This window comes from Candidatus Saccharimonadales bacterium, assembly GCA_039928925.1.
Classification (GTDB): domain Bacteria; phylum Patescibacteriota; class Saccharimonadia; order Saccharimonadales; family Saccharimonadaceae; genus UBA6022.
Window position 1 is genome coordinate 140,560 of the sequence record JBDSSF010000001.1, and the last position, 12,206, is coordinate 152,765.

Below are 12,206 nucleotides of genomic sequence, written 5' to 3' on the forward strand. Positions count from 1 at the left end.
AAAAAAGAGCCCAATCGGGCTCTTTTAATTTCTCTATACATTTTTATAATCTGTTATTGCGATCATTAACCACAACCACTATACTAACGATAGTGAAGTTCCATATACCAAAAAACGACATGTTAAAAGCAGCTCTCGTGACAACAACGGGCCAGCTCAAACGACCATCAAAAAGTCCCGATGAAGCACTCGGTATTTTGTTTGCTGATGTTCAGAAAAACAAGGTATATAACGATGGCAAAACGTTTGTCGATCTTATCCCGCGCCGCCGCATGAAGTCGATTCAGCAGGAATATCTTCTTGCAAAAAAGGATCCAGCATTCGAACTTCGTGATTTTGTCAGTCGACATTTTTATGAGTTTGGTGGAAGCGGCTCGGAGTATGTGACAAATCCTGCCATGTCACCTCGGCAGCATATTGCAGAACTGTGGCACGTCCTAGAACGTAAAAACCGACGTGATCGCGGGTCACTCATCGCACTCCCACACCCGTATATTGTTCCAGGTGGTCGGTTTAATGAACAGTTCTACTGGGACAGCTACTTCATTATGCTAGGACTTGCGGCAGATAATAGGTGGGACGTAATTGAGGGAATGATGCGAAACTACGCGTACATGATTCGTAAGTTTGGCTTTATTCCAACAGCAAATCGGACCTACTTTTTGAGTCGGTCACAGCCACCTTTTTTCGCTCAAATGGTGAAGCTACTTGCTCGTCATAGAGGACGTACGAGGACATATGCAGAATATCTTCCGTACCTTCTTGCGGAACATCGCTTTTGGATGAAGGGTCGACGTAATCTCAGTAAGCAGGAACACAAGGCGTTTGCGCGAGTTGTTGAAATGCCAAATGGTATCCTCGTCAATCGTTACTACGATAACAAAACGACACCACGCCCAGAATCACTACGTGAAGATGAGGAGACAGCAGAATCTGCTGAGCACCGACACGCCGACAGACTGTATCTCCATCTTCGGGCAGGTGCTGAATCAGGATGGGACTTTAGTTCTCGTTGGTTCCTTGATCCACATGACATCAATACGATTCATACGGCAGATATTATTCCAGTAGATCTTAACGCACTTTTATATCAACTCGAAACGACAATCGTCGAAGCATACCAATTAATTAAGCAGCCACTTCTCGCTCGTAAATATCAAACTCAGGCAGATCGTCGCCTGGTTGCTATTCAAAAATACTGCTGGGACGAAAAAGCTGGATTCTTTGTCGACTATAACTTCCATCACGGCAAACCAACTGGTCAGCTAACACTTGCTGCTGTTTTTCCTCTATATGCAAAAATTGCCACATCAAAACAGGCAGCACTCGTTGCAGCAAAACTCGAAAAAGACTTCCTAAAATCTGGAGGTTTAGTTACGACGCTCGAAACAACAGGCCAACAGTGGGATGCGCCAAATGGCTGGGCGCCACTTCAATGGATTGCTATTGAGGGCCTTAGGAGCTATGGCTATCACGCCCTCGCAGACGAAATAAAGAAGCGATGGGTTGTTGGCAACCTTGAAGTATTTCATAGTAAACACAAACTTGTTGAAAAGTATGCAGTCGAAGGAAATGATCGACTTGGTGGGGGAGGAGAGTATCCTTTACAAGATGGATTTGGCTGGACTAACGGTGTCCTTGCGACGCTTCTGAGCGAAGACGAATCTAAATAAGTCCGCGTCTTGCTAGTCGTTTTTTGATTGCGAGTGTTGCCGCAACGCTCCACGCTTGTACTTCCTGAGGGGGTTGCTCGACTTTATTCTCACGTCCATTTACTTCGTCCCAAAGGACAATTGTCTGTGTATTAATTGAAATAGTTGGCTCTTCATCACCGCGAACATATTCAGGAAAAATGCGAGTTTGTTCGACGGCAGCGAGTACTCTTCGATCGAGTTCATCAGCTTCATCACCATAATCAAGTCTTCGAAGACCTTTTGCAATATGGTGCGTATCCCATAGCCACACACTTCCGCAGTGGTAGGCACCTGGACGGAAGCGAACTTCATCTGAGGCGAGTGTTCGAATGCCTGCACTTGCAAGTAACTCAGGGCTAAATAGACGAGAGACCGTGGCCTCACGCCTTCCGACGATATCTGGATCATCTCCTTTTAAAAGACGAGAATTAAGTACATGTCCCATGTTTGATGTTTTTAATTTGAGCTGTCTCAGATTGTTATTTTCATCACGATCTGTTCCAAGGACAAAGTAGCCGTCTTCATCATTTGTCCAGAAAACTTCAAGAATTGTTCGACGAAGTTCAGCTGCTTTTTCACGTAGGACTGCAGCACGATCTGGTTGATCGTATACATCTTCAAATAGCTCGGCGGCATCAATAAGCGCATCGAATGTCGTCACTTGAACTTCAATTGAAGCGATCCCCTTAGAATGGTTGGCGAGTGTTCCGTCTTTGTGATGATAGGCGTCCCAAGAATCTTTCCATACTTGGTTTTCGATACCCCTAGGAAGAATTGACTGGTACTCAAGGAGACCTTCGGGATTCTTCTTAAGACGTGCTTCAATCCACGCAAGGGCTGCTTCAAATGCATAGCTAATCGTACGCTGCTCACCTGATCGATCAGTATAAGGTTGAGACAGAAAGCCATGATTTTCTTCAGATCGCTGCGTGTAAGCAGTAAGCGTTCTAATAAATTCAGGTGTCGCATCAACAGAGCCATAATATGGCCAGCCCCAGCCAAGACGTTTTGTGAGTTCGACTGCTATTGGGTCATCTGGATTTCTAATTTCATGTGCGATTCTACCCGGCTCTTCTTCGCGCTCAGTATTAAACGCTACTCCTTGGAACTGTGCAGCTGAAAGAATGGTCGCCCGTGCAAGTTCAGGGTAGCTGGTGATAAGATCAATTGCAACGCGGAGTCCATCACGCCCGAAGTTTGCTTTATATAAATCAAGATGTGCAGGGACATTATCTGTATCAAAGGAAAGTGCAGCCCAGCTTGGTCCGTATGCCCCTATCTCTTCAGGCTTAGTTGACTGAGTAAGGCGAAGCATTTGTTCAAGACTTGATGGCTGTCTGTCACGCTTTCTAGCCGGGTGTTCAACCACAGGATAAAGAATACGTTCGCCGGGGAGGAGGCGAAAGCCGCTTGGTGTCTGAATTTCAGGATGAGGTCCGACTGTCTCCATACACCTAGTATACCCAATGAATGCTATAATGGGTACTTGATGAGTAAATCAAATCTTCGCGTGGCCATGATTGCACCCCCATGGCTTGCTCTACCGATCAAAGGCTATGGTGGCATCGAACTTGTTATTGAAGGATTAGTTAATGAACTAGCTAAACAGAATGTTGAAGTCGTATTGTTTGCTAATGGCGCAAGAAAAATGCCAGATGTGAAAACCTTTTCGTACTACAATAAAGAATTATTCGATGTTATCGACGAACCGTACTACGATGCGCCGCTTCAAATCATGCAAACACATCTTAACTTTGCACTTAAAGAGATTGAAAAAGATGGTAAGTTTGATATTATCCACGATCATAATCCATATATTGGTCCAGCTTTCTTTTCACTTGCAAGCAGGATAGAAGGAATACCGCCCGTTATCCATACATTCCATGGCCCTCCTTTTTCAGGTACCATGAAGCCAAAAAGTAAACATGTTGACAACAGACCGCAGCTTGAGTACATGAACCTTGGTAACTTATTTATGACCTGTATTTCTGAGGCGATGGCAGCACATGCGCCAAAAGAGCTAGATGCTCATATGCTTCCAGCCGTCCATAATGCAATAGATCTTGATAGTTTTCCATTTAAGAAAGTAAAGCAAAACTACTACATTACGCTTGCCAGATTTACTGCAGATAAAGGACAAAAAACAGCAGTAAGATTTGCCGCTAAGTATAAAAAACGCCTTCGTATGGCCGGAACAATTGCCGGTATTGGATCAAATCGTAAAATATTATTCGAGCTTTCAAATCCACTTAGCTCATACCGAAAGAATGAAGAATTTCGTTACTATAGCGACAAGATTTTGCCTTACGTCCTAAGATATCCTCGGATTACTTATTCGGGTAATCTTAGCGGCAGAGAGAAAATGAAATTCTTATCTAATGCAAAGGCGCTCCTATTTCCAATTGACTGGGACGAACCGTTTGGCATGGCAGTCATCGAAGCACTTGCGTGCGGTACGCCGGTTGTTGCCATGAGACGTGGTGCAATGCCAGAAATCATAGAGCACGGTGTGAACGGATTCCTCGCTGATACTGAAGAAGAATTCTTCGAGTACGCAAATCGGGTTGATGAGATTGATCCTGCAGATTGTCGTAAGTCTGTTGAGGCAAAATTCTCTGCAAAACGAATGGCCGCAACGTACATTGATCGCTATAACGAGATTCTAAAGATTGTTAAAAAATAGTCTTTCCGTTTAACTCGTCGGGCAAAAACCCTTTGTCATGCTTGAAATTAGCTTTCCACTCGTAGCCTTCATTATAGCCAATATCTTTCATTAATTTTGTCGGTGCATTGCGAAGATGAAGGGGCACTGGGGCATCTGGATACTGCTTCGCGAGTGCCTGGGCGTTATGCATCGCATCGGTTGTCTGTCTGGACTTTTCGCTCCTTGCAAGTGCCGTTGCAACGTGGAAAAGGGTGTAGCTACTTTCTGGCATACCAACTCGTTCTACAGCCTGGAAAGCTTGAAGCGCCAGTCCCAAGGCACCATTTCCAGCAAGTCCAATATCTTCACTAGCAAATATGACCATACGGCGCGCAATAAACTTTGGATCCTCACCAGCATCAATCATCCGGGCTAGGTAATAGAGCGTTGCATCAACGTTACTGCCGCGCATACTTTTAATAAAAGCAGAGATAACGTTATAGTGCATGTCGCCTTTTTTATCGTAGCCAGGGACACGCTTTTGAGCAGCGACTTTGACAATTTCCGGCGTCACTTTTTCGCCCATAGAAAGAGCCAGCTCAAGGTTACCAAGTGCTACCCGGGCATCACCGCCAGATAATTCGGCTAGATAATCAAGTGCAGATTTCGTCACCTGTTTTTCTTTCTTTTCATCTTTAAGAGCTCGACTAAGAATATCGATAATTTCATCCTTGCTCAGCGGCTGGAGCACAAGCACTCGGCTGCGAGAAAGTAGTGGGTTAATCACTTCAAAACTTGGGTTTTCTGTCGTTGCTCCAATAAGTGTAATGAGCCCGGATTCTACATGAGGCAAAAAGGCATCTTGTTGTGCTTTATTAAACCTATGTATTTCATCAACAAATAAGATAGTGCGAAGTTGCAGGTTCCAGTTCTGGCGAGCATGTTCGACAATTCGTTCAACGTCTTTTTTACCGCTTGTTACAGCAGATATCTCAATGAATTCGGCTTCTACTTCACGGGCAATTATTCTAGCCAGCGTTGTTTTGCCACTTCCGGGTGGCCCCCAAAGAATAAGACTGACTGGTTCACGTGAGCGAACGATTTGTCGAAGGATTTCACCGTCACCTAACAGATGGTGTTGTCCAATCACCTCATCAAGTGTTGTTGGCCGCATCCTCTCGGCGAGGGGTACTCGTTGCATGTACCTAGTATACCTTGTATGATAGATCTACAACATGCAGCGACCTACCGTACTATTACTTTTTGGCGGTGAATCGTCCGAGCACGATGTCTCGATTTCTTCTGCGCGCAATGTCTACGCTGCAATCGACAATACAAAATACCAGGTTGAACTTGGCTTTATTGATAGGCAAGGTAAGTGGTGGCTCATAGATAAGTTCGGCCAGGAAGTGACGTCACGTGACGCAGCGCAGCTCGCGCCAGTTCTGGGCACGGCGAGCTTTGTTACGTTCCCAAGTAGTCGGGTTATCATGCCAGATGTTATTCTCCCAATCCTCCATGGTAAAAATGGTGAGGATGGTGCAGTCCAAGGCCTTGCGCAGCTTCTCCATATCCCTGTTGTTGGATGTGACATGACCGCCAGCGCCATTTGTATGGATAAAGTCGCAACCAAAGAAATACTATCAAGCAGTGGTATTAAGATAGTGCCATACGAAGTTCACCATAAAATGCAGGAACTCCCCGACTTCAGTAAGCTTAATATGACACTCGGATGCCCGTTATTTGTGAAGCCCTCAAGGTCAGGTAGCTCAGTTGGTGTAAGTAAAGTTCACACTGAAGACGAACTCATCCAGGCACTTGAAACTGCTCATCGACACGATGAGGTTGCCTTAATTGAGCGGGGGATCACAGCACGTGAAATAGAAGTTGCCATTATTGGTAATCCACCCTACCACGAAGCAAGTGTTGCAGGTGAAATTCAACCAGATGGAGAATTTTACAGTTATGACTCTAAATATGCGGGGTCAAGTGAGTCAAAAGTTATTATCCCAGCCGATCTCACGGATGATCAGCATAAGACCATCCAAAACCTTGCACTTCGTATCTATGAGCTACTCGGATGTAAGGGTCTAGCACGTGTAGATTTCTTTCTCACCCCTGAAGGAGAGATATTTTTAAATGAAATAAATACAATTCCTGGCTTCACAAATATTAGTATGTATCCAAAATTATGGCAGGCAAGTGGGCTGACGTACCCGCAGCTTATTGAAAAACTTATTCACCTCGCTCTTGATATTCCATCAAGCACTTGAAAAGTCACGCGCTACTAAGGTATAATCATCAATGTTATGCGGGTGTAGCTCAGTTGTTAGAGCGCTTCCTTGCCAAGGAAGAGGTCGAGAGTTAGAGTCTCTTCACCCGCACCAATTTAGTAATTTTGTTTAGTACGTCGTAAGGCGTATTTTTCATATGTGGCTCCACGTCTGCTAAACTGCTTCAAGTGGGCGACGCGACCATAAAAGTCTCCTCCTGGTATACTTATTACATGGACTATAAAAATTTCTTAGTAGACTTCTCCTCAGTAGACCTAACTGATGTCTATAGCGAATGGATGTGGCTTATTGATGTATCTGATCTCAGCCGGCCGCTTGGCATGACTTCGTTTGGAGATCTTTTCTTTCAAAAAGATAATTACGAAGTCTATTTTTTAGATACTTTAGAGGGAACCGTGGAGTTATTTGCTGAGTCTCAAGAGGAGATGATAGCTAAGTTATCAGTACAGGAAAATCTTGATAACTATATGATGACAGCACTCGTCACAACACTACGTGAAAAAAATATTAAATTAAAAATAAATGAACTATACATATTTAACGTTCACCCAATCATAGGTGGTGAGGCTGTGTCTAGTAACGTGAGTGTCGTAACCATGAGAGTTGCGCTATCATTAATCGGCCAACTCCATCGTCAAGTGCGTTAAGCTCCTGCATAAAAGATACGCATATGTATCTGTTTTCAAAGAAATATGCACGCTACTAACACAGGGGCTATATAATGATAGGAATGGCGGAACATAAAATGAAGAATTTGCTTGGTAATTCACGCTTTTATATTTTAGTTAGCTCTGTTTTACTGAGCATTATTATTGCGGCATACATACGTCTACAGATACCAAGCGATCAACTCTACTACATTCGTATCCAACAACTGTTTGGCCTTTTTGCTATCATATATTGGCTCCTGGCTCTCGTTATATCACCAATTGGCTACGTAATTGGTAAGCAGCGCATGAAGCATCTTGGTTTTGCAAGACGTGCCATAGGCGTATCAGCTGCCTACTTTGCGACGCTGCACGGTGCGGTAGCACTTTGGGGTCAGCTTGGTGGTCTGAGTGCGCTTGCTTTATTGCCACCACTATTTCAGTGGTCGATAGCAGGTGGTGCGATTGGTCTTTTTATACTCCTCATTATGGCAGCGACGTCGTTTGATAAAGTCATTTCCTTCATGACATTTACAAAATGGAAATGGCTGCACAGGCTCGTTTACATTGGGTTCATATTAGTTTGTTTGCATATCTGGACGATTGGTACGCACTTAGCATACATGGGTGTGCAGTGGACGGCATTTACTGCGCTCGTTATATTAAGCGGATTAGAGTTATTTAGAACTATAAAGCTTGTGAACGACAAATATCTCCATTTTGAAAAAAGAGAAATGATAACACTTTTTGGTGCTAGTTGGGTGATAATTATTTTTCTTATATCTTTAACACCTGTCTTTGTACAGAATTACTACAGCAAACACGAAAGCCATAGTGAGGAGCATACAGTCAGTACCGAAGACTCTCATAGCGAGGCACATAATGAGTAAAATGATACTCATTTCTCTACTACTCTTTGTTGGCCTAAGTACTGTCTTATCAAAGCCAGTATTTGCTCACGTCCTTATTAGTGATGATACTAAAACTGTCGGTGCCGTTCTCCACGTCGTGCCAGATGATGACCCGATTGCAGGCCAGCAAGCCAATCTCTACTTTGATATACAAACCAAGAAGTTAAACGAAAAAAACACCAAGCTCACTATAACCAACTTAACAACAGATGAAAAAGCAGTCATACCAATTCAAGTAGATAATAGCTCGGTTAATGCGAATTACATATTTCCAGTGCAGGGGACTTACCAGCTAACTCTTATGGCAAGTTCTGATAAAGTATACACCTTCAACTATTCTCAGCGTATATCAAGAGGTGCGACAGGCAGCGCACTTGACAGGCCAACCTATCCGCTCGCTACTATTGCGCTAATATTCTCAGCAACACTGTTACTATTTCTGTTAATTATTATGTTTAATCACCGAAAAGAAATAAATACGCACAGTTCATTCTAAGTCTCTGATATACTTATCTTAGTTAACAGTTCCCATAAAGTAATAGGAGAAAGATGTGTTAAAACAAGTAACTCAGAGATTGTCAGTAATTGGAGTATCGATTGGTGTAGCGACACTTGCTTTTAGCACGAGCGCTTTTGCTCACGTTGTTGTAAAGCCCGCCGAGGTTGTCACAGCTGGCTTCCAGACATTTACTATCGGAGTTCCAAACGAAAAAGATATTTCAACGACAAGTATTAAACTTGTTATTCCAGACGGATTAAAATATGTACAGCCGACTCAAAAAGCAGGTTGGCAAATTGATGTTGAAAAAAGTGGTACTGGTGAAGATGCAGCTGTGAAATCTATCACATGGAGCGGTAACGAAGTAAAGGGCGGTTTCAGAGATGACTTTACTTTTAGTGGTCAAGTACCGGAAAAAGCTGCTGATTTGCAGTGGAAAGCCTACCAAACTTACTCAGATGGTACGGTTGTATCTTGGGACAAGGCAGCTCAGGGTGAGGATAGCGAAACGACCACATCTGGGCCATTCTCAGTCACAAAAGTTGTCGCCGACACTGCAACGGATACTTCGATCAAGAAGGCTGACCAAGCTGCAGCCGACGCAAAGAGTGAAGCGAGCACTGCACTATATGTGGGCGTTGCTGGTATCGTCGTTGGTTTAGCTGGTGTATACGTCGCTACTCGTAACAAGTAAAGAAATATAAATATAAATATAAAGTTTTGCGTTAGAGGTGAACTTCTTCGCCAAGCTCAAGCAAACAAAAAGGACAAGCCGAGCTTGTCCTTTTTATTTCCTACTGCTCCTCTCCTTCAATAGATACATGGGGTAGTCTTTTATCAAGCCATTTAGGGATCCACCAGGCATGTTTTCCGAGCAGCGTCATAACTGCTGGGACGATTGTCATTCTCACGAGGAATGCATCAACGACAATACCCACAGCAAGACCAAAGCCAATCGATTGAATCACTGCTTGATGATTAGTGATAAATCCTGCGAACACGCTAATCATAATGACAGCAGCTGCCGTAACAACTTTGCTACCAGCTCCAAAACCTTCAAGAACCGCATCTTTTGGACTTTTACCGTGCTGGTATGCTTCGTGCATTCCTGAGACTAAGAAGAATTCATAGTCCATTGCCAGGCCAAATAGAATTCCTGTCGCAATAATCGGAACAAAACTAACGATTGGCCCAGCTGCATCGGTAATACCGAACCATCCCCACTGGAACACCGCAACGGTCGCGCCAAACATAGCAAGGACAGATAGAACGAAGCCGAGCGTTGCTTTTAAAGGAACAAGGATTGAACGAAAAGCGATAATGAGTAGTACTAATGATAGACCGACAATTACCATAAGATACACTGGCAGAGCATTTGATAGCTTCTCATTTATATCTTCTTGTAAAGCAGCTGAACCAGTCACTCCAAAACGAACGTTATCACTACCTGTCACATTTCTTACGGTACCCGAATCTCTGAGTGTGACAATCAGTGCTTTTGTTTTTTCATCTGATGGTGCGGTTTTGGGAATGACCTGAATGATTCCTGCGCTACCATCTTCCGTCACAAGTGCTGGCTGCGTTTTCTTAACATTCTCAAGTGAAGATAGTTTACCTGCAACTTTGTTAAGTTGCACATACTTTGCGTATGTAGTGACATTCTTTTCTATTTCAATTAGTGCCGCTTGTTTTTGGGCTTCGCCTTCTGTTTGGGCCTTAACAGCTGCTTGTTGCAGCGCGAGCATTTGTTGTGGAGTAGTCGCTGCTGCCATCTTGGCTTGAAACTCAGCAGTACTTTTTTTCGTAGCATCGGCAACTTGTTGCTCATATTGTTTCATCGCTGCATCACGTACGGTGGCTTTATCGGCGTCACTGACAGTTGGTAATCCTTCAACAACGACGACTAAAGGTCCGTTAAAACCAACACCAAATCCTTGAGATAAAAGATCATACGCTTTGCGGTTAGTTGTACTAGAAGCTGCATATTGATCAGTAGGGAGGCCAAGAACAAGGTTCCTCGCAGGAAGTGCGATAACTCCAATAATTATGATAGTGAGTAGCAGTACAGGTATAGGTCTCGATGTAACGGCTTTACCCCATCTATACCAGAATGACTGATGCTTTGCGCTATCAATAATTTTTGGTCCAGCTAGTTGAGCCTTTTCGACAACTGCACGTTGTTTCTTCCGGAATACACGGCTACCTGCAAATCCTAGAAGGGCAGGAATAAGGGTGATGCTCATTATTGCCGCAACCGCAATACTACCAGCACCAGCGAGGCCCATGATGGTCATGAATGGAATATTAACAATGCTGAGTGCTGCGAGTGCAATAACAACCGTGAATGCTGCAAAGATAACTGCATTACCAGCAGTGCCTAGTGCTCGGGATGCTGCATCTTTATAACTATAACCAGCCTTTGCAAGCGTACGATACTTACTGACGATAAAGAGCGCGTAGTCAATACCGACGGCGAGACCAAGCATAACTGCGAGTACTGGGGTTGTTGAGTTGATCTGGAATACTTGGCTGAGTGCGAATAGACCTGCCATGCTCACGCCGATTGATAGAAGCGCGCTTACGATTGGCATCCCGCCTGATACGAGTGAACCAAGTGTCATGACAAGCACAACAAGTGCAACGACGACACCAGCAATTTCACCGACTCCTAAAATCTCACCTGGTGCTGCAGAAACTAAATCACCACCCATTTCAACTTGAAGTGACGATGAGGTAGTGTCTTTAACAAGCGCACCCACATCACTGAGTGTCTTCGCACTTACTGATCCACCTTGTTGATTAAGCTGCACCTGTGAGTATGCAATTGTCTTGTCGTCTGAAACAAAAGCAGCATCTGCAAATGGGCTGACAGCAAGTGAGACACCGTCAACTTTATTTACCTTAGCGACAAGATCATCGATCTCTTTTTTTGCATCCTGTATTGTTCCACTATTTGCATGGAAAACAATACGACCAGTTCCTCCACCATCTTTAGGAAACAGTGCGCTGACTCGGTCGATTGCCGCTTGGGCCTGCGTGCCCGGTATTGATATCGCAGAGCTTGGTGGCTTGATAAAATGTAATGCTGCAAATCCTAGCAGTCCGAGAACAACGAGCCATGATAAAAGAATTCTCCATGGATGTTCGAATGCAAATGCGCCTAGTTTGTGTAGTTGCTTTCCTAAATTCATTTCGTTGTTCCTTCGTTATGTTTTATTGCTTTATCGATTGTGTCAATTAATTCTTTAACCGTATGAAAGTGTTCACCAGGCTGAGGATGATAATACGTCTCTCGGCCTTTTTTATGTTCGACAATCAGGTGGGCGTTTTTTAGAATCTTTAGATGATGTGAGACTGTTGGTCGCGATAACTTTGTGCCAGCGGTCAGCTCCTTTACGGATAACTGCGCGCCCGTTGTCATCATGAGCATCAGCTTTTGCCGAACCGGGTGGCCAAGAGCATTGAAAAATGGCAGGCTTTTCGTGAACAGTTCCTGAAACTTTTTTGACTCACTCAT

Annotated in this window: 11 protein-coding genes and 1 tRNA gene; 8 read left to right on the forward strand and 4 right to left on the reverse strand. The window is 44.0% G+C overall.

Annotation, left to right across the window (positions count from 1 at the left end; all coding sequences use genetic code 11):
- Positions 1 to 92 precede the first annotated feature (92 nt).
- A complete protein-coding gene (gene treF / locus ABIS22_00710; GenBank protein MEO7740417.1) occupies positions 93 to 1,673 on the forward strand; it encodes an alpha,alpha-trehalase TreF in 1,581 nt (526 codons plus the stop codon).
- On the opposite strand, the gene ABIS22_00715 is transcribed toward treF, so the two are convergent.
- Positions 1,666 to 3,144 carry a hypothetical protein gene (locus ABIS22_00715; protein MEO7740418.1) on the reverse strand — a complete coding sequence of 493 codons (1,479 nt, stop codon included), beginning with the start codon at positions 3,142 to 3,144 and terminating at the stop codon, positions 1,666 to 1,668. The two genes, treF and ABIS22_00715, sit on opposite strands and share 8 nt — an antisense overlap.
- 39 nt (positions 3,145 to 3,183) lie before the next feature.
- Between ABIS22_00715 and ABIS22_00720 the strand changes: the two genes are divergently transcribed.
- Positions 3,184 to 4,377 (forward strand): glycosyltransferase family 4 protein, encoded by a 1,194-nt coding sequence (locus ABIS22_00720; GenBank protein ID MEO7740419.1) that lies wholly within the window; start codon positions 3,184 to 3,186, stop codon positions 4,375 to 4,377.
- On the opposite strand, the gene ABIS22_00725 is transcribed toward ABIS22_00720, so the two are convergent.
- A complete protein-coding gene (locus ABIS22_00725; protein MEO7740420.1) occupies positions 4,367 to 5,539 on the reverse strand; it encodes a replication-associated recombination protein A in 1,173 nt (390 codons plus the stop codon). The genes ABIS22_00720 and ABIS22_00725 overlap by 11 nt on opposite strands.
- A 34-nt stretch (positions 5,540 to 5,573) precedes the next feature.
- Here ABIS22_00725 and ABIS22_00730 point away from each other — a divergent pair, with 34 nt between their 5' ends.
- From ABIS22_00730 to ABIS22_00755, 6 genes are all read left to right on the forward strand, one after another.
- On the forward strand, positions 5,574 to 6,611 hold the full coding sequence (locus tag ABIS22_00730) for a D-alanine--D-alanine ligase family protein (protein MEO7740421.1): 1,038 nt from the start codon (positions 5,574 to 5,576) through the stop codon (positions 6,609 to 6,611).
- A 38-nt stretch (positions 6,612 to 6,649) separates the two neighbouring features.
- Positions 6,650 to 6,725: transfer RNA gene (locus ABIS22_00735), tRNA-Gly, on the forward strand.
- 119 nt (positions 6,726 to 6,844) lie between these two features.
- A complete protein-coding gene (locus ABIS22_00740; GenBank protein ID MEO7740422.1) occupies positions 6,845 to 7,279 on the forward strand; it encodes a T6SS immunity protein Tdi1 domain-containing protein in 435 nt (144 codons plus the stop codon).
- Positions 7,280 to 7,362: 83 nt separating this feature from the next.
- Positions 7,363 to 8,169, forward strand: a complete 807-nt coding sequence (locus ABIS22_00745; GenBank protein ID MEO7740423.1) for a ferric reductase-like transmembrane domain-containing protein — start codon at positions 7,363 to 7,365, stop codon at positions 8,167 to 8,169.
- Positions 8,162 to 8,686, forward strand: a complete 525-nt coding sequence (locus ABIS22_00750) for a hypothetical protein (GenBank protein ID MEO7740424.1) — start codon at positions 8,162 to 8,164, stop codon at positions 8,684 to 8,686. The genes ABIS22_00745 and ABIS22_00750 overlap by 8 nt, the downstream gene beginning before the upstream one ends.
- Positions 8,687 to 8,741: 55 nt before the next feature.
- A complete protein-coding gene (locus tag ABIS22_00755) occupies positions 8,742 to 9,383 on the forward strand; it encodes a YcnI family protein (GenBank protein ID MEO7740425.1) in 642 nt (213 codons plus the stop codon).
- 100 nt (positions 9,384 to 9,483) lie between these two features.
- Here the strand turns inward: ABIS22_00755 and ABIS22_00760 are convergent, their stop codons facing one another.
- Complete coding sequence (locus tag ABIS22_00760; GenBank protein ID MEO7740426.1) at positions 9,484 to 11,880, reverse strand: MMPL family transporter; 2,397 nt, start codon at positions 11,878 to 11,880, stop codon at positions 9,484 to 9,486.
- The gene (locus tag ABIS22_00765) at positions 11,877 to 12,206 is read right to left on the reverse strand and encodes a metalloregulator ArsR/SmtB family transcription factor (GenBank protein MEO7740427.1); all 330 of its coding nucleotides are present in this window, start codon (positions 12,204 to 12,206) and stop codon (positions 11,877 to 11,879) included. Before ABIS22_00765 ends, ABIS22_00760 begins: the two co-directional genes overlap by 4 nt.

What these genes read in the sequence shown, in the direction of transcription:
- ABIS22_00750 (MEO7740424.1), top strand. Translation starts at nt 8,162, where the DNA reads ATGAGTAAAATGATACTCATTTCTCTACTACTCTTTGTTGGCCTAAGT.
- ABIS22_00725 (MEO7740420.1), bottom strand. Translation starts at nt 5,539, where the DNA reads ATGCAACGAGTACCCCTCGCCGAGAGGATGCGGCCAACAACACTTGAT.
- ABIS22_00745 (MEO7740423.1), top strand. Translation starts at nt 7,363, where the DNA reads ATGGCGGAACATAAAATGAAGAATTTGCTTGGTAATTCACGCTTTTAT.
- ABIS22_00730 (MEO7740421.1), top strand. Translation starts at nt 5,574, where the DNA reads ATGCAGCGACCTACCGTACTATTACTTTTTGGCGGTGAATCGTCCGAG.
- ABIS22_00715 (MEO7740418.1), bottom strand. Translation starts at nt 3,144, where the DNA reads ATGGAGACAGTCGGACCTCATCCTGAAATTCAGACACCAAGCGGCTTT.
- ABIS22_00720 (MEO7740419.1), top strand. Translation starts at nt 3,184, where the DNA reads ATGAGTAAATCAAATCTTCGCGTGGCCATGATTGCACCCCCATGGCTT.
- ABIS22_00740 (MEO7740422.1), top strand. Translation starts at nt 6,845, where the DNA reads ATGGACTATAAAAATTTCTTAGTAGACTTCTCCTCAGTAGACCTAACT.
- ABIS22_00760 (MEO7740426.1), bottom strand. Translation starts at nt 11,880, where the DNA reads ATGAATTTAGGAAAGCAACTACACAAACTAGGCGCATTTGCATTCGAA.
- ABIS22_00765 (MEO7740427.1), bottom strand. Translation starts at nt 12,206, where the DNA reads ATGAGTGAGTCAAAAAAGTTTCAGGAACTGTTCACGAAAAGCCTGCCA.